At 42.8% G+C, this 17,840-nt stretch carries 13 protein-coding genes and 1 riboswitch; of the genes, 3 read left to right on the top strand and 10 right to left on the bottom strand.

Going from position 1 to position 17,840, the window contains the following annotated elements:
- Nucleotides 1-23: 23 nt before the first annotated feature.
- Nucleotides 24-1,046, bottom strand: a complete 1,023-nt coding sequence (locus tag J2Z69_RS06070; protein WP_209860072.1) for a right-handed parallel beta-helix repeat-containing protein — start codon at nt 1,044-1,046, stop codon at nt 24-26.
- Nucleotides 1,047-1,396: 350 nt separating this feature from the next.
- Between J2Z69_RS06070 and J2Z69_RS19400 the strand changes: the two genes are divergently transcribed.
- Entirely contained in the window at nt 1,397-2,047 is a 651-nt protein-coding gene (locus J2Z69_RS19400; protein WP_209860073.1) for a TetR/AcrR family transcriptional regulator, read from the top strand.
- Between the two features lie 54 nt (nt 2,048-2,101).
- Here J2Z69_RS19400 and J2Z69_RS06080 read toward each other — a convergent pair whose 3' ends face one another.
- Both J2Z69_RS06080 and J2Z69_RS06085 read right to left on the bottom strand, forming a co-directional pair.
- Nucleotides 2,102-2,746 (bottom strand): deoxynucleoside kinase, encoded by a 645-nt coding sequence (locus J2Z69_RS06080; protein WP_209860074.1) that lies wholly within the window; start codon nt 2,744-2,746, stop codon nt 2,102-2,104.
- Nucleotides 2,743-3,366 (bottom strand): deoxynucleoside kinase, encoded by a 624-nt coding sequence (locus tag J2Z69_RS06085; RefSeq protein WP_209860079.1) that lies wholly within the window; start codon nt 3,364-3,366, stop codon nt 2,743-2,745. The genes J2Z69_RS06080 and J2Z69_RS06085 overlap by 4 nt, the downstream gene beginning before the upstream one ends.
- 267 nt (nt 3,367-3,633) lie before the next feature.
- On the opposite strand from J2Z69_RS06085, the gene J2Z69_RS06090 reads away from it, so the two are divergent.
- Nucleotides 3,634-4,743 (top strand): glycosyltransferase family 4 protein, encoded by a 1,110-nt coding sequence (locus tag J2Z69_RS06090; RefSeq protein ID WP_209860081.1) that lies wholly within the window; start codon nt 3,634-3,636, stop codon nt 4,741-4,743.
- A 132-nt stretch (nt 4,744-4,875) separates the two neighbouring features.
- Here J2Z69_RS06090 and J2Z69_RS06095 read toward each other — a convergent pair whose 3' ends face one another.
- Complete coding sequence (locus tag J2Z69_RS06095) at nt 4,876-6,381, bottom strand: aminotransferase-like domain-containing protein (protein ID WP_209860083.1); 1,506 nt, start codon at nt 6,379-6,381, stop codon at nt 4,876-4,878.
- Between the two features lie 111 nt (nt 6,382-6,492).
- Here J2Z69_RS06095 and J2Z69_RS06100 point away from each other — a divergent pair, with 111 nt between their 5' ends.
- A complete protein-coding gene (locus J2Z69_RS06100; protein ID WP_209860085.1) occupies nt 6,493-7,407 on the top strand; it encodes a DMT family transporter in 915 nt (304 codons plus the stop codon).
- 85 nt (nt 7,408-7,492) lie between these two features.
- Here the strand turns inward: J2Z69_RS06100 and J2Z69_RS06105 are convergent, their stop codons facing one another.
- From J2Z69_RS06105 to J2Z69_RS06130, 6 genes are all read right to left on the bottom strand, one after another.
- Nucleotides 7,493-11,209, bottom strand: coding sequence for a non-ribosomal peptide synthetase family protein (locus J2Z69_RS06105; RefSeq protein ID WP_209860087.1), 3,717 nt, complete (start codon nt 11,207-11,209; stop codon nt 7,493-7,495).
- Nucleotides 11,210-11,242: 33 nt separating this feature from the next.
- Nucleotides 11,243-13,018, bottom strand: coding sequence for a methyl-accepting chemotaxis protein (locus J2Z69_RS06110; RefSeq protein WP_209860089.1), 1,776 nt, complete (start codon nt 13,016-13,018; stop codon nt 11,243-11,245).
- A 177-nt stretch (nt 13,019-13,195) separates the two neighbouring features.
- A riboswitch (cyclic di-GMP riboswitch) is annotated at nt 13,196-13,279 on the bottom strand.
- 319 nt (nt 13,280-13,598) lie between these two features.
- Complete coding sequence (locus J2Z69_RS06115; protein ID WP_209860091.1) at nt 13,599-14,534, bottom strand: TauD/TfdA dioxygenase family protein; 936 nt, start codon at nt 14,532-14,534, stop codon at nt 13,599-13,601.
- A gap of 155 nt (nt 14,535-14,689) precedes the next feature.
- Nucleotides 14,690-16,033, bottom strand: a complete 1,344-nt coding sequence (locus J2Z69_RS06120; RefSeq protein WP_342591553.1) for an LLM class flavin-dependent oxidoreductase — start codon at nt 16,031-16,033, stop codon at nt 14,690-14,692.
- A 34-nt stretch (nt 16,034-16,067) separates the two neighbouring features.
- Nucleotides 16,068-16,847 carry an ABC transporter permease gene (locus J2Z69_RS06125; protein ID WP_209860545.1) on the bottom strand — a complete coding sequence of 260 codons (780 nt, stop codon included), beginning with the start codon at nt 16,845-16,847 and terminating at the stop codon, nt 16,068-16,070.
- A 113-nt stretch (nt 16,848-16,960) separates the two neighbouring features.
- Nucleotides 16,961-17,800, bottom strand: coding sequence for an ABC transporter ATP-binding protein (locus J2Z69_RS06130; RefSeq protein WP_209860093.1), 840 nt, complete (start codon nt 17,798-17,800; stop codon nt 16,961-16,963).
- Between the last annotated feature and the right edge of the window lie 40 nt (nt 17,801-17,840).

Below are 17,840 nucleotides of genomic sequence, written 5' to 3' on the forward strand. Positions count from 1 at the left end.
AGGGGCTTTTTGAAATAGATCTGTTACTGAACTTTTACATTCCCTTTGTACATATTGCCTGCGGGACTTCTCGTATTATTTATCGCTGTCGCCGTTGTGTTGTTGTAAGCACCAATGACATATGCCGAAGCATTGGTCAAATATAACGTATTGTTGGAGAATGTATTATTCATTCCCCATCCGCTAACCACTTCATGTAGTTGAAATGCATCTACAATTACATTGTTTCCTTCTTGATAACCCACATTATTCCTAATGATTGCGTTACTTCCCTTCACATCCATAAAGCTATCAGCAAAGTTCTCCCCGCTGATCCCTTGCCCATGGAACGTACAATTCTCCACTAGAGTTCCAAGCGTTCGCTCTTTAATATCAATCGGCTCGGCTGTAATATTAGGACCAAACACAACATTTCGAATCGTATTATAATGTGTATTTTGATTATAGCCTGCCGAGTCGGTAGATCCTACATATACTCCTTCCCCATACCCCGCTTGAGTCTTTCCAGTATCATGTATGGAGGAATCTTGAACCGTGCTATAGGACGATCCATCCCGAACATGGACGCCTTCATTTCCAATGTTGTACACTTCCACATGTTGGATTGTTGTGTAACTAGAGTGATCAAGTAAAATTCCTTTCTGAGCATTGGTGAACTTTAGATTCTGTATGATCCAATAATTCCCTCGCACTCTGAGGTCATACCCCGAAGCTAAGGAATAACCCGCGAGTATAGCCGGATTGGCTGCATCGAGACTTTCTATAGTGATCGGTGCATCTATTGTGCCTTGAACATCTGAGGAGAAACTCCCCGTATAGGTTCCTGGTGCAAGGACAATGCGCTTGCCTGGGATTACCTTCTTCAGAGCACTGGATAAGCATGAACTTGAACTGCACGAAATGACGTTAAGATCTCCCCCATCTGATTTGATTTGCCCGAAAGCTGTCCCCGTATCCATATTGACGCTCCATCCCATCGTAAACATGACTCCAGCGATGATCATTCGGCGCAACAAGAAGCTTTTAGACTTTTGCATAGTGTACATTGCTGTAAAATCCCTCCTCTGTTTTGTCCCATTAAATCATGTATAAGAACCTAGAACTTCCTACCTAACTTAGGCTCAGTATAATCACATCGTAGCGACATCTAAAGGTTTCAGCAATCCGCATATTGAACTATTTACACGAAAGCAAATAAGGTTTTTGAGGAAGTAATATTGCATCTAAATCGCATGAATAGTAGCGTTTGAGTGTTTTAGTAATTCATATGAGCTAATACGAATTTTTCAGGTTCTCTTGCTTTTAATAGATGATGTAGTTTGTTACTATGAAAAAAAGATACACAGATCTATGTTACACCCCTAAGCATTAGTTGCTGTAGAATGGAGGAACCTAGGTGTCACCTAAGGTATCGCAAGAACATAAGACATTACGGCAACTTGAGATTTTAGACGCGGCCGCTCAAGTGTTCATAGCCAAAGGATTTCGAGCTGCGACCATGAAAGATGTTGTTGGTGTATCCGGCATGAGTCGTGGCGGTGTATATATGTACTTTTCCAGTACAGAACAATTAATGTTAGCACTAATGGAGCAACGGGATCAGCAAGATTTTGATGTGGACCTGAATCAGCGACGGCTATCTCTTCTATATGAAAGTACAACTACGGGTTGGGATGCATTAGAGCGTTATATGGATCAAGAAATACAGCAGATCATCCTAGTTCGAGACAGCTATCTTCCCGCCATTATTGAGTTCCTCATGACCAGCTGGCAGAATAAGACCCATCAACAAAGGGTGGAAAGACGCTACAAGCTTGCACTACAAGCCTGCTCTGATTTCTTAGAAATGGGTGTACAGCTCGGACGATTTCATCCGATTCTGTCTACCCAAGACATTGCTAAAGTTATCCTTACCTTTATTGATGGACTGACTTTAACCTCCATCTACTTGTCACCCGAACAGATTGGCACTCAGGGTCAAATGAATACCTTGAAGCACATCGTGAAGCCGTTACTTGGAATCACAACAAACAACACCCCTCACTAACATGATGGGGTGTTGTTCTTATCTAAGCTCTTACTTCTTCGTGTTCATATGTGTTTAAGCTTTCTTTGCGATGGTCTGCCCTATTTTTGTAAGTATATTCGACATGGATTCGGAATCATGCACATCATATTCGTCAATGTTCAGCCTAAGCACAGGACAAGCGGTGAATTCGTTAATCCAGACCGAATATCTCTCATGCATGTGCTCCCAATAGGACACATCGGTCTGAATCTCCATCTCGCGACCTCTCTCCTGTATTCTACTAAGAATAGACGGAAGACTTCCTTCAATATAGATCAGTACATCCGGGTGAGGGAAGAATGGCGTCATCACCATAGCCTCGAACAAGCTAGTATAAGTATGATAATCGGTCTTCGACATCGTGCCTTGATCTGCATGCATTTTGGCAAAAATCCCCGTATCTTCATAGATCGAACGATCCTGCACGAAGCCACCGCCGGATTCAAAAATCTTTTTCTGCTCCTTGAACCGTTCCGCTAGGAAGTAAATCTGCAAATGGAAGCTCCAGCGCTCAAAATCATGATAAAACTTCTCTAAATAGGGATTGGAATCGACTTGTTCAAACGAAGTCTGGAATTGAAGCTGCTTGGCTAATGCCGTAGTAAGCGTAGATTTCCCCACTCCAACGGTTCCGGCCACCGTTATAATGGCGTTGTCTGGGATGTGATATGAATTCATGACATAAGCTCCTTTACTTGAGACGCGATGTGTTCAAAATGCTGCGAGTTCTCCACAAAGTCTACCGAGTTTCCATCAATTGTAAGAATATGAATAGAAGGACCATGCTGAGCGAGTGAATTCATCGCTGTCTCATAATCTTCGATAAGTTGAAGTAGATATTGATGATCCATGTCCTGCTCGAAGGATCGATTTCGCTTGGCGATTCTGGAGAGAAGCGTATTCAGATCTGCTTTTATATATACAATGATATTCGGTGAGGGGAAGTCATCCGTCAGAATATGATAAATTTGGCGGTATTTCTCGCGTTCGCTCCCTTGCAGCGTTCGCTCACTAAAGATTAAGTTCTTGTAAATATGGTAATCCGAAATTACCGGTTTGCCTTGATAAATATAGGCTTGGATTGTATCTTGCAACTGCTTGTATCGATTGCATAGAAAGAACATTTCCAGTTGAAAGCTCCAAGTCTCCATATTGTCGTAAAATTTATCAATAAAAGGATTCTCCTCCACAATTTCATGAACTATGGGAAGCTTCAATTCCTTCGCTAACATCGAAGCGAGCGTAGTCTTACCAACGCCTATCGGACCTTCAACAGCAATAAATGGTGTGTGTGACATTATGTTCTATTCCCCCTCAGTAACGGTCCAACTCTAAATAAACAGACGAATTTATTGTATCACAAAATTTCACTTCAACCTTTCAAATTCATGCCTCTTTTCGACAAATTCAAGATATATATATCTCATAACAATAGAGCTACATAGATTCTACCGCTGTTACATTTATCTCTATTTCGTATTATTATTACTGCCTGTTCGTCCAAGAAATTTCTTGCATTTTGAATAGATTAATGGGAATGCCATTTCGAGTGTGGAGGTGCAGATGTGCACATTCTTATCATTGCGCCAGAACAAAATCCAGTTCCTCCTTCAGTAGGAGGTTCCGTGGAACATTGTATCTATCAAATTGCTAAAAAAATATCTCCAATTCATCGTGTGACCATCCTCAGTAAATTACGCGGTCATCTCCCTGCTAAAAGTATCCACGGTCATATTACGATCTATCGTGTAACGGGAAAGAGTAAAGAATCCTACCTCACCCAAGTGCTTAGAGCAGTAAAAGGCAAACATTTTGATATGATACAAATTGACAACCGCCCAAGATTTATTCCAATGGTTAGACAATGCTTTCCACGTACGCCCATCTCTATTTTTCTACACTCTACTACATTCATTTCTTCTTCCAAGACTTCAGCTAAGCAGGCCTTAAGTGATTTAGGGAAAGCAAACCTTATCATAGGGAACAGCCTTTCCTTACAAAATCATGTGAAGCGCAAATTCCCCAGCCTCCAACATAAGGTCCATCATGTCCATTTGGGGGTAGACTTGAATCAATTCATACTCAGAAAAGAAAGAATCCGAACAAAGGTAAGCCCGTTCGTTATTCTGTATGCGGGCAGATTGACTCCTATAAAAGGAATTCCCGTTCTTATGAAAGCCACACATCTCGTTAAAAAATCTATTCCATCGGCTCGTCTTGTCCTTGCGGGAGGGGCTGGCAAATCAAGCTACAAACGGCATTTACAACAAGTAGCCTCTTCTCTTCGCATTCCTGTAACCTTTAAAGGCGCCGTGTCTCGCGGTCAAATGCCACAATTCTACCGTTCCGGAGATTGCTTCGTCTGTCCATCTCAAGGACACGAAGCCTTTGGTCTAGTGAATGTCGAAGCCATGGCTTCAGGAGTACCGGCTGTAGCCTCTAAAAATGGGGGAATTCCAGAAATTATTCGGCACGGTCATAATGGTCTTTTAGTATCCAAGTTTCGCAGCCCCGAACATTTTGCTAGAGAAATCATCAAAATTGCCAAGCAACCTTCCCTAGCCAAAAAACTGACCCATCAAGCCCGAAAAGATGTTACAGCGAAATTCAGTTGGCGTACTACAGCCCGTAAGTTAGAGAAACTTTACGCTGTAAAGGCCAAAACCTATAAGTAATAATAAGAAACGGAAACTGTATTCATTATTCTTGACATATCATTTCGATATAAAATGCAAAAAGCATTGAGAGTATAAAACTCCTAATGCTTTTTGCATTGTCGATCGGTGTGAATTTGGCCCACGAAGTTATTAAGGAACATCTGTTACATCTTGATGTCCTTCCCTCACAGCCTCAATAAGAATCTTCATCCCTTTCCGAATCTGATCCTCATTCATGAACGAATAACTTAAACGAATATAGCGATCCATTTGGCGCAGAGAATCGTGAGCAATCCCTGGTGAGAAAACAACATTATTTTGACGACAACGTTCCATAATGCTCTGGGTATCTCCAGCAAATGCAGGCAGTTTCACCCACAAGCTTAGCCCGCCCTTCGGACTATCCCAAGACCAACCTGCCTGATATAGTTCTTGTTCCATAGCTTCTTTACGCAAGCAAAGTGCCGTTCGAAGCTTCTCTAAATGCCCCGTTAGTCTTTCGGATGCAAGATATAGAAGAAATACTTTCTGATTCAGCAGGGGGGCTCCGTTATCCATCCGATATTTATAGTTCATTAGGGCGTTCATCCGAGGTGAATGTGTACATAGAGCAGCAATTCGAAGTCCAGGTGCTGCATATTTACTAAAGCTACGAATATACACTACCCATCCTTCCGTATCGTAAGAAGCCACAGGTGGTGGCGGGGCGGTGTCACCAAAGTATATATCGCGAAAAGAATCATCTTCCACGACCAGACACTGGTATTTTTCTGCTAACTCTACTACTTTTTTGCGCTGAGAAGCCGGTATCGTATGCCCTGTTGGATTATGGAACGTAGGGTTGATGTAAAAAACACGAGGTTGGTATCGAATCATCTGTTCTTCTACAGCAGCCAGATTATAGCCTTCTGCATGAATATCGATAGGTATTAATTGGGCGCCTTGGTCTTCGAATATCGTAATGGCCGCATGATAAGTCGGCCTTTCTATAAGTACATAATCCCCCTGCCTTACGAACGCTCTTGTAATAAGATCAATCCCCTGCTGAGCACCCGTCGTAATCAAAATATTGTCTGGTTCCAAATAGAGCTGATGCGTATTTGCAAAATAAACAGAGAGGACGGATCGAAGCTCCTCATCGCCTTGAACTGAAGAGTACGTGCTAAGCACTTTAGGATAGATATCAAATACTTTTTTGGCATACTCTGAGAAATAACGATTGGGCAGTAAAGTAGGATCTACTAAGGCTTGTGAGAAAGAATATTGATCCGAACCGAGCAGGAAATTCTCCGGTGGGTGATACTCAAGATGGTTGGGAAGAGGGTATTCTTTCTTTGTCATAGGAAAGGCATAATAACCGGATTTTTCTTTGACATAAATGCGCCCCGTATCCTTGAGCAACTGATAGGCTTTGAATACAGTTAACCGATGAACATGTAGTTCTTCAGACAAGCTACGTACAGAAGGGAGTTTCTCATGCTCTTTCCATGTTCCCTGTGCTAATTTTTCGATCAAATAATTATACACTTGCCGAAATAACAGCGTTGGGCGGCTATGTACCGCTTCTTTGTACTGATCTATAGGCGAAATTTTTTTGTTCTGTATGTTCTGCTTAGCGTTTAATTCAATTTCACTTCTAATCTCTGGCTTCAACATATCCTCTCCTCCTATACGTTCCATCCTCAGCAGCACACCCCATCTGTTCTATCGCTTTACATCTGTTCTGTTTCCTACCTCTTATAATAGAGGAAAAGGGAGGAATCGTGAATGATTTATGTAGCATTTTCAATGATTTGTTTAATTTTCGGCACAACTTTTTTAGCAATTAAATGGGGAATTGATGCAGGACTTACCCCCTTCTTTGGTGGAGGGTTACGCTTTTTTCTGGCAGGACTGATCCTCTTCTGCTTCATGGTCTGGAGAGGTAAAGCTTCCTTATCCTTACTTCTGCGAAAAGAGATGTTACTTACCGGCCTCGGCTTAACTTTTGGAACATTCGGATCACTATATTGGGCCGAACAATACATAGCTTCTGGCATCGCCGCAGCACTTACAGCGACAGGTCCGCTGATGATCTTAATCCTACAGACATGTATACTTCATCAAAAGTCAAAAGTCTCATCCTTCGTTGGTTGCACTATTGGTTTTGCTGGTGTGGTGATACTCCTACTACCTGCACTAACCACGAATCAAGGTGGTTTCCTTTGGATCGTCGCATGTGCCACTGTATTAATGGGGGAGGTATTCTATGCAGGAGGCACCCTCTATCTTAAGCAAGTCATGCCTAGGTTCCAAAATGTATCTCCCGTCGCCCTTAATGCCGTACAGATGATGTATGGGGGAGCGGGTATTTTAACAGTATCGCTATGTACAGAAGACATTCATCTGAACGTATTACTTCAGCCACATGCCATTTATTCTCTAATCTACCTCATCGTGATTGGCTCTATGGTAGCGCACACACTCTATTATTGGCTCGTTGTAAAAACAACACCTCTTTTCCCTTCCACTTGGTTATACATTTCTCCTATTATAGCTATTGGACTTGGGATGGTTATATATAATGAACCTATCTCTTGGAACATGCTAGTAGGTGTACTCATTATCATCACAGGACTCGTACTCGTTAATGCTTCCGCCCTACGTCAGTTATTTACACGTACCCGTTCCATAGCTTCATGAGATAAATATAAAGAATTAAAATTCCCATCATAAGGAACGCAAAAAAACCTTGAAAGGATTCGTGCCCTTCAAGGTTTTTATCTGCTTATACTAACAATTCAGGCGGATTAAAATATCCAATCTGAATGGCATAATCAATCAGTTTCTTAAAAAAGTGTTCATTCGGCTCGGCACACTCCACACCCGTACCTACTAAATATGTAGAGGTCTGTGGACACACGTATCTAAAAATGGAATCTTTAGCTCCATCCCCTTCAAGCTGTGCCATAGCAAGCTCAAGCCCTTCTTGATCTTTGGCCTGTCCTAGATCTAGAACCCATGCTTCATATTCCTTCCAATCCAGCAACGCAATTTCATACCCATAGTCCCTAAAATAGTTGACCATCTGCTCATAGGGAACAGAGACAGGATTACAGATGTGGAACATACGTCCAACTGTGGTCTGCTGTAGCAGCAAGGAGGTAATCGATGCCCCCGCGTAATTAATAGGAGTGACATCCACTTCCCACTTCACTTTGGGTGCTTTTTTCAGAAGTAGCATCGCTTTTAGCATTCTCACAAATGCGTTATGATCCATATTTTTTTGGAATATCCCATTCGTAGAATTACAAGAGAGATTACCTACACGGTAGATGCTTGCAGCTATCCCTTCTTGCCCAGCACGAACGACTAACTTCTCCGCTTCAAGTTTGCTATTTGTGTATACATTATCGATCGCTGATGTCTCATATCCTGATCCATCCACAATAGATTCCCACTGACCTCCAGCCGCCAGATCTTCCGGAATGCCCAACGTGGAAATGAAATGGAACCTAATTTGAGGTTTTCTTCTCGCCATATCCAGTAGACGGTTTGTACTGTCCACATTCACTCTAGTGAAATACTCTGCATCTCCAAAGTGTTTTACTTCAGCTCCACAATGAATAATAGAATCTATTTGTTCATCTACGATGATCCGATTAAGCATACTTAGACCGAGATTATCTTTCTCCAAATCTCCTTCTATTGCTAAGACTCGTCTTTGCATGCGTTCAGCAATCTCCTCGCCAAAATATCCTTTCATCACTTGAACTAACCGATCAAAAGGTTGTTGCTCTTCCGAAGGGCGTACTAGACAGTAGATGGTAGCTTCAGTAGATTGATGCAGTAGTTCATATAACAAGTGAGACCCTAAATAGCCTGTAGCTCCGGTCAGTAAAATACACTGTTGGTCTGACAAAACCCTGTCCGTTTTAGGAACCCCATAAAAGTATTCAGGGAACTCTGCTAAAGGCTGCTGCGGAAGCGTAAGATCAACTTGCATCTGAGGCACGCCAGAAGCTATTAATTCCTCAATCCTCTGCGACAATGTTGCAATCGTCGGATATACAAAGAAATCGTTGATTTTGAGCTGAGGGAAACTTGGCTTCAGTACCACAAGAATTTCAAGAATCTTCAAGGAGTATCCACCCATGTCGAAGAAATCGTCATGGATACTAATATTCGTCTGTCCAAGCGCCTTCTCCCATGCACGGCTGATCTCCCATTGAAGTTCATTCACAGGAGGGATGTATTCAGAATCGAGCGGGGGCATAGAAATCTCTAATAGGTCCAGCTTCTTGCGATCTATTTTCCCCGTTGGAGATAAGGGCATGTCTTCAATAAAGCAGAAGTGTTTGGGCACCATATAATTCGGCACTTTTTTGCTAAGAAATTGAACTAAATCCATATGGGACACAGCGAGTCCATCATGAGAGGTATAGAAAGCGGCAAGCATTTTGCTCCCCTCTTCATCGGTTTTGGGTAGAACAGCAATATCTTTGATGGCATGGTGTTTTGCTAGATTATCCTCAATTTCTCCGAGCTCAATTCGGAATCCTCTGATTTTAACCTGAGCATCTTTTCTGCCTCGATACTCCACTTGTCCATGGGGTAATAGGCGGACCATATCTCCAGATCGATAAAATTTCTTACCTGAATCGGGATGAATAGGATCGGAGATAAATACTTCCTTCGTCTTCTCGGGTTGATTCAAATATCCCTTCCCAATACCAACTGAACTAATAAGTAATTCGCCAGTTACACAAGTAGGACAAAGTTCATTTTGTTCATTTACGATGTACAGTTCGTAGTTCGTAAGTGGAGTTCCAATATAGATAGAGGAGAGGTTCTCTGGAACAGGATAGTCTACAGTATGACCTGTAGCTACAACCGTGATCTCTGTAGGGCCGTAAAGATTTACGACTGGAATTTGAAGTTTCCTCTGGAATAGACGAACGGTCTCTCCAGATAAGGCCTCGCCGCCCACTACGATACTCTTAATATTTCGATATTTATCTGTATCTTCCAGCAGAATATAGGTAGCCAATTGGTTGAAGAATACGGTAGGTAATATAGATACACGTGTAGCCCCCGTCTCTTCCACTGCCTCAGTGAACGCATCAATCGAAAACCGTTCTTCATCTGAGAGCAGATGAAGATTAGCCCCACTGACAAGCGAACTAAAAATATCATATACGGAAGCATCAAAGCTAAACGTAGCATATTGCAAAATAATATCCTCTTCGGTTAAGTGTAGACTGGCTTGGGTAGATAAGGCCAAATTCACCACTCCCTTGTGCCCAATCAGCGCACCCTTCGGTTTACCCGTAGAACCAGACGTATAGATTACATAGGCCAGATCCTCTGGCTGGTTCAGTACATGGCAAGCTTCTTCTGAATAGTTGTGCCTAACATCATCCACACAAAAGAGTTGCGGTTTCGCTTCAAAATCAGATAATAATCCCGCTAACTTTGGCAAGAATTCGTGCTGAGTAAGGATGATAGAGGACTTCGTATCCTCAATAATATAGGCATTGCGTTCATCAGGATGCGCAGGATCTAGCGGAATATAGGCTCCCCCCGCTTTAAGCACCCCCAGTAGACTAACAATCGTACTCAGGCTTCTTTTCATAAAAATAGACACGAACTGACCTTTATCTAAACCTTGGGAAAGAAGCATGTGCGCCACTTGATTAGAAGCACGGTCCAACTCTTTATAAGAAAGATGATCTTGACCTTCCGATAAGGCAATATGATTGGGAAACTGATTTACAATGCTCCTGAACATAGCCACTAGTGTTGCCTCTTCAGGTAGTTCTCTTTTCGTATCATTCAGCTCTGCATACGTAGCCACATCTACTTCCGTAATGATAGGAAGCCGACCAATCATTAGGTCAGCCTGTTGAAGTGCTCCATTTAGCAGATGCTGAAAATGCTGGCTATACTTTAAAATTAGTGGTTCGTTATATAAATTGCTTGCAAATGAAATATGCAGTACCCAGCGCTCAGGTTCTTCTTGAACGTACCAATTCAAACCATGAGAAGAAGAAGCATCAGCAAAGCCATAGACCGCCGGGTAATGTATCGCTTGACCGATCATCTCTTCCATATTCTCGTTCGTATAGAGCATGGCTTGTAAGCGATCGAGTTTAACTGCAATCTGTCCATACACATTTCGAAACGTATCAGTACTTTGGAGATTAATTCTCAGTGGAAGCAGATTTCCCTGCTTAGTCTTCACACCGATTAGAAGATCAGGATCACTCGTCATTCGGTGTAAGAAGATGACATAACTAGTTAACATACACGTCTCAAAATCATAGGAACGGCGGCAGTGCTCCTGCTCTTCTAATCTGATATATAGAGGGATTTCCATAGACTGAATACTAAAGTCTGCGTTGTGCGAAGATTCTTCTGTATACAGGTGGAAACCTGGTAATGGAAGCTGTAATTCCTGCAATATATATTCTTTATTGTGGTCTATCAACATCGTGCTGTTCAAAGCTGTTCACCCCCATATCCGATTCTCTGTAAATTATACGTGAAGCTTTTCGACTAACCCTTCTAACTGTTTGGAAATTTGTTTCATCTGTTCAGCGGATTCATAAATCGTAACAAAAGAAGCTTGTTGATCTTGAGCACTCTTACGAATTTCACCTGAGGCAGAAGAATTATTCTCAGCAAGTACAGCCAAGTTTTTAATTGAAGATGTAATCTGTTCAGTCTCTGCCACCATTTCCTCGGTAGCTGCAGAGACTTCTTGAATTTGACTAGTTACAGTATCCGTTGCATTTGACATTCCATTGAACAATGTACCTGTAGTTCTTACAATTTCAATACCTACGGCTACATTTTTCTCACCATCACGAATTGCTTTCACTGCGGATGTTGTCTCATTCTGAATATAACTAATTAACTCAATAATCTGATCAGCCGAACTACGGCTCTCCTCAGATAGCTTTTTCACTTCATCTGCGACTACCGCAAATCCACGTCCATGTTCCCCAGCTCTAGCTGCTTCTATACTCGCATTTAGAGATAGGAGATTGGTCTGAGAAGCAATTTCTGTAATGACCTCTACAATCTGCCCAATTTCATTCGAGCGGGTCTGAAGGTTTTGAATAATATCCACAGCATTTTTTACGGACGTATGAATCGAATGCATCTGCGTTATGACTTGCTCAATATTTTGGTTCCCTTTCTCTGACTGCTCTTTCATTTGAAGAGAGATATGCGAAAGGTCCGTGGTATTGCTGGCAATCGTTGTGACTCCAGAGGAGATCTCTTCAAGAGAGACAACACTTTCCGTAATCGACGTACTTTGAATAGAGATCTGGTCGGACATCTCTTCGATGTTTTTGGTAATAGCTGATGAATTCTTATTATTCAATTCGACAGCCGAGAATAAGTATTTGGATTGCTCTGCAGACTGTTCCGATACCGACTTCATCGTCGTCACCAATTCTTTGATATGGTTAACGGTCGTATTGAACTTGGCATTGACTTGGCCGAACTCATCATCACCCGCTTTAAGCTGGACGGTAAAGTCACCTTCACTCAGCTTCTCTAATGCACCTTTTAACGCTTTAATAGGGGCGAAAGTTTTCTTGATTGTGAAATATTGCAAAATTAATACCACGAGCAGCGTTAGCATTAATGCAATCACAGAGTAGGTGATAAGCTCTTTCTTGCCCGCAGCAATAAGACTCGCATCCACGTCAATCCCCATATATGCGATAATCTTACCCTTATCATTCTGGAAAGGATAAAGCACGGTAATCCAAGTACCGTAGTTGTCTGTATAAGCATTCGTATAGACAAGCTTCTTGGATTTCAACATCTCTCGTACTGCATCTGCATGAACCTTAGGCTGCTGATACAAATCGCCAAGCTTCATATTATCTTTGGCAAAAATTTCTAGAATAGCTGTAGGTAGTGCTACGATAGAGGTCTTGTTCCCATCTACAAGTTCAGGTCCAAAAATATAACCTTGGGCAATGTTAGGATGTGTATTTGAGAGATCGTTAAAGACTTGAGATAATTTCTTCTGAATCGGTGAGTTAGGATCTTTGCTATTTAAAGCGGCTTCAGCATCTACGGAAGGTACATTTTTGACAAGTGCCTCCATCGTCTTACCTGAATCCGATTGAAGCTGCTTGGTCAATACGTTGCCTTGTAGATAATAACTGTATCCAATCATGATCACACCCGTGATGAAGATGTAGAAACTGGTCAGAATCATATTTCGAGTCAAAATACTGCGCTTCCTTAAAACATTCAATTGTTTAACCGATACATTAGACTTATTCATGCTGAAAGCTCTCCTTTACAAATCTCATATGTATTTCTACGAAGAATACCACGGCTTGCTACGCTTCATAAAGTCTTGCATTAACCTTCATGTCTGATGTCCTTTCTACTAAAGCTCTTTTTTCACAAAAAAATAGCGAACCCGCGGAATGTTCCATTCCACAGCTCACCCATGTTTTTGTACAACTGGCTGACATATCTTCTCAGACAAGTCCCTTTAGCTTTGCGTCACTATTTTTCAATAGCTTTGCCATTTTTTTAATTATCCCTATAATCTGCGTAAGTGTACATACATTAGTACTCATCGGATTATTTTAGCATTAAATGAAGAGTTTTAATGAAAAAATTCCAACTAATTGCCATTTTCATTTCTTTTCTTCCATATAATGCGTTTTAAACATCCAGTTATCGTTTGATTTTACTAGATTTGTTCTAATTTAATTTTAGCGAGAGTTGCAAAAATCGTATGACCTGAAACCTAATTTGAAAATAATAGAAGATTGATTAGTTTCTGCGAAATAAATAAAAAGACTCCATGTAAGGTATGTAGATGTTCTCTACCCATGGAGTCTAACCATTTTTTATGCAGTTTGACTGTCCGTACTTCCAGCTACCTTTGCTGGGGTACGCGTAACACTTGTTCTCCCATCGATACTGATGGGAACATCTCCGTCAATTGTTACGCGCCGAACCACACGGTGCTGATCTGCGTAATCATTTACAGCGTAATGCTGAGTGGCTCGGTTATCCCAGATTACTACATCACCCGCAGACCAGCGCCAACGTACTGTATTCTCTAGTTTAGTGATATGAGACTGCAGTAAGGAGATCAATTGCGCGGAATCGTTAGAAGAGAATCCCACAATTTTTTTAGCAAAATGGCCTAGCACCAAGGTACGCTCCCCAGTCTCTGGATGTACCCGCACCACAGGATGCTCCGTCTCAAAAACGGTTGAAGCGAACACCTCTTTATGGCGCTTGAGAGCTTCTTCCTCAATCTTCTCGCGGTGAGCGGCATAGTCGTATGCATTGGAATGCACGGCCCACAACCGATCCACTAAGTTTCTTAGCTCTTCTGGCAGATGATTGTAAGCTGCCGCGGTGTTGGCCCATACCGTATCCCCGCCCGATGCAGGAACAACTACGGACCTAAGAATAGAGGCTTGCGGGTAAGCATCGATAAATGTTACATCTGTATGCCAAGAATCTGCCCGGCCTCCATGAGAGGAGTCCAGTTCTAATACATAATCCGTTCCTTCCTTGATCGGCACCGTTGGATGAGCTACTGGAGCTCCGAAGAGATGAGCGAGCGCTTCTTGCCCTGCATCATCCAAGTGCGACTGACCGCGAAAAAATAACACTTTGAATTCTAGTAATGCTTGACGAATCTCATGAACCGTCTTCTCACTTAGATGCGCTCCAAGCTTCACGCCCGCAATCTCCGCACCTATTCTCCCGCCAACCGGCTTCACCTCAACTTCTGCATTAACGACATCGTTATGATCTACTGTGCTCATCTCATTACCTCCTTCGATTTTGGCCCAAAAGTATTCGTATCATTACACTGGCAATCTATAACATCAGACACTGTAATCTAGTCCAACCGAGCACGGTGGTAGATTAAGGTCTGCCAATGCTAGAATTCCATTCTGAGCTTCCCCTGATTCAATGATTAATGCTGCACTGCAGGTGTCGATACGAACTGATTCGCAGGTCTGCTTAAGTTAAAATGTTCCCGTAAGGTCGCTCCCGTATATTCCCTTCGAAAAAGTCCACGGCGCTGTAATTCAGGAACAATTTGTTGTGCAAATCGTTCTAGACCTTCGGGAAGATAAGGGGGCATCACATTAAAACCATCACTGGCACCCTGAGTAAACCAAGCTTCAAGCTCATCTGCAATGTGTGCCGGGGTTCCAGCTATTACCCGGTGTCCTCTTCCACCCGCTAGTCGGTGTATCAGTTCACGAATCGTGAGTTGTTCTCGCGTATATAAATCCGTAACAAGTTGATAGCGGCTCTTGTTGCCATTTATACGTTCGATTCCGGGTAGTTCGGGCAAAGGTCCATCGAGTGGAAAGGATGATAGATCGACTTGAAGCATATTGGATAATTGTTTTAGACCATATTCAGGAATAGTAAGCTCGTTCAGCTCTTGCTCCTTTTCCTTCGCCTCCGCATCCGTGTCTCCAATGATGGCACAGATCCCTGGAAGTATTTTCAGTTCGTCGGGATGTCTTCCGTAGGAAGATAAGCGAGACTTCACATCCGTATAAAATCGCTTTGCTTCTTCTAGGGTCTGTTGAGCTGTGAAGATAGCCTCGGCATAACGAGCAGCGAACGCTTTTCCATCTTCAGAAGATCCCGCTTGGACTAATACTGGATAGCCTTGGGGTGATCTAGGTACATTTAGAGGACCTCGTACAGAGAATACATCCCCCTCATGATGGATCTCCCGAACCTTGGATGGATCTGCAAATTGACCAGCTCTGCGATCCATAACTATCGCCTCATCCTCCCAGCTATCCCACAAACGTGTCGTCACCTCAAGGAACTCTTTTGCACGGACATATCGCTGGCTATGCTCCAAATGCGGCACACTACCAAAGTTTCCCGCTTCCGCTTCGCTCCCCGATGTTACTATGTTCCATCCTGCGCGGCCTCGGCTAATGTGATCCAAGGAGGCAAACTTACGAGCTACATGAAAGGGTTCATTATAGGTGGTGGATACAGTGCCAATCAGACCAATATGCTGGGTAACAGCAGCAAGAGCAGACAATAAAGTGAACGGTTCGAGCCCAATGAAACTGCCATAGCGAATATGATTGTTGATTGCGAGTCCATCCGCTAGGAAAAGCGAGTCGAATTTGGCGTCTTCCGCAATCTTGGCTAACTTCTGGAAATAACGAATATCCGTCATTTGATGGGGTTCTGTCCCTTTGTATCGCCAGGCCGCCTCATGATGACCCGCATTCAAAATAAACACATTCAAGTTCATCTGCCTTAAACTCTGCGTCACAATCATCACACTCCTCGTTGGTCATTGGCCTGTTTTATCCATCTGTATAGGTCGACTTCCAAGCTGTTAGTCTTCGTTCAAGGAATACCAATGCATAATTAATGCCTAAGCCAATCACAGAGATAGAGAGAATACCGGCATACATTTCAGGAATCTGGAAGCTGAACTGTGTATACTGAATTAAGTAGCCCAGCCCCGATTTAGCCCCCGCCATTTCTGCCGCAACTAAGACTAACACGGAGCCCGCACCAGCTTGCCTGATTCCTACAAAAATAGTAGGTAATGAAGCGGGCACAATGACCCGCCGAAACAAACTTACAGAAGAAAGACCCATAGAACGAGCAGATTTAATTAATAAAGGATCTACATTTTGCACACCACTAATCGTGTTCAGCAATAACGGAAATACACATGCATAAAAGACAATCGCAATCTTAGAGGTCTCCCCAAGCCCTAGTAAAAGAATGAACACTGGAAGAATGGCAAGGGCCGCCGTATTACGAAATATTTCAAGTAAAGGATTCAAATATTCAGCAACGGACTTCCACCACCCAACCACGAGTCCCAAAGGAATACTAATGAGAAGCGCTAAGCAAAATCCACCTAAGGAACGAGCAAGACTAGCTTCTACATGTTCGCTTAAGTCTCCCGACTGCACTAACCCCCACCAAGCTTTGAGCACTTCACTACACGGCGGAAAAAATGTAGCATCCACCCATCCAAGCTTTGGAGCAACCTCCCACAAGGACAGGAAAAGTAAAATCACGATGGTTCGTTTGAAGACGTGATATAACGTAGTGAAAGTTAAGCGCATTCCCCTCTGTCTTCGCTGTGTCGTTCGTTCCTTTTTCAAAAGTACAAGCGTATCGCCCGTGTGGGCATTGCTCATTGGTGTGTTGCTCATATATGCTTCCTCCTTTAATTGCCCTATCTCGAGGACTGCAAAGTATCCCCTCTCTCTTGAGCTTGAGCACGCTCCACTTCATCTTTGAGTAGATCCCAAATCTGATGCCTTAATCGGATGAACGCCGGATGTGTACGTACATCTTCCCCTTTTGTGCATTTATCAAATGGAATTTCAATCACATCTTTGATTCTCCCTGGTCTGGATGACATCACAGCCACTCGCTGACCTAAGTACACGGCTTCTTCAATGCCATGCGTGATAAAGATGATAGTCTTCTTGGTAGCTTCCCAAATCCGCAGCAATTCGCTTTGAAGCGTCTCTCTTGTCTGCACATCGAGTGCAGCAAAAGGTTCATCCATAAGGAGCACCTCCGGATCGTAAGCTAGGCTTCTAGCAATGGCGATACGCTGCTTCATTCCGCCAGATAACTCATGCGGGTATCGATTCTCGCACCCTGATAATCCTACTAACTGAATGAATGACTGCGCTATATCTCTGCGTTCTTTTCTAGGAACCCCTTTCGTCTGAAGACCAAATTCCACATTAGCCAACGCCGTTTTCCAAGGGAATAGTGCATATTGCTGAAATACAATACCACGATCCAGATTAGGCCCTGTTATGAGCTGTCCATCCAACAGAATCTGACCTGAACTTGGACGGGTTAGCCCTGCTAATAAATCCAGTAACGTCGACTTCCCACAACCTGAAGGACCGACGATGACCATGAATTCCCCAGGCTTCACATCAAGTGTTATCTCCCCAAGCGCAAGTAGTGGCTTCTTCTGATCGTTAGAATCGACTAGATTTCTCCTCACACGAAAAGATTTCTGTACCTGCTGTATGCTAATTTTGGCATTCATAGGAAGGCTCCTTTTGCGTTATAGATTCTGTTACTTTCCT

The sequence above is a fragment of the Paenibacillus shirakamiensis genome, assembly GCF_017874255.1.
In the GTDB taxonomy this organism is placed as follows: Bacteria; Bacillota; Bacilli; order Paenibacillales; family Paenibacillaceae; genus Fontibacillus; species Fontibacillus shirakamiensis.

Bases quoted from the DNA above. Each gene is read 5' to 3' on its own strand.
- J2Z69_RS06070 (WP_209860072.1), bottom strand. From the start codon at position 1,046: ATGTACACTATGCAAAAGTCTAAAAGCTTCTTGTTGCGCCGAATGATC.
- J2Z69_RS06080 (WP_209860074.1), bottom strand. From the start codon at position 2,746: ATGAATTCATATCACATCCCAGACAACGCCATTATAACGGTGGCCGGA.
- J2Z69_RS06085 (WP_209860079.1), bottom strand. From the start codon at position 3,366: ATGTCACACACACCATTTATTGCTGTTGAAGGTCCGATAGGCGTTGGT.
- J2Z69_RS06095 (WP_209860083.1), bottom strand. From the start codon at position 6,381: ATGTTGAAGCCAGAGATTAGAAGTGAAATTGAATTAAACGCTAAGCAG.
- J2Z69_RS06100 (WP_209860085.1), top strand. From the start codon at position 6,493: ATGATTTATGTAGCATTTTCAATGATTTGTTTAATTTTCGGCACAACT.
- J2Z69_RS06110 (WP_209860089.1), bottom strand. From the start codon at position 13,018: ATGAATAAGTCTAATGTATCGGTTAAACAATTGAATGTTTTAAGGAAG.
- J2Z69_RS06115 (WP_209860091.1), bottom strand. From the start codon at position 14,534: ATGAGCACAGTAGATCATAACGATGTCGTTAATGCAGAAGTTGAGGTG.
- J2Z69_RS06125 (WP_209860545.1), bottom strand. From the start codon at position 16,847: ATGCGCTTAACTTTCACTACGTTATATCACGTCTTCAAACGAACCATC.
- J2Z69_RS06130 (WP_209860093.1), bottom strand. From the start codon at position 17,800: ATGAATGCCAAAATTAGCATACAGCAGGTACAGAAATCTTTTCGTGTG.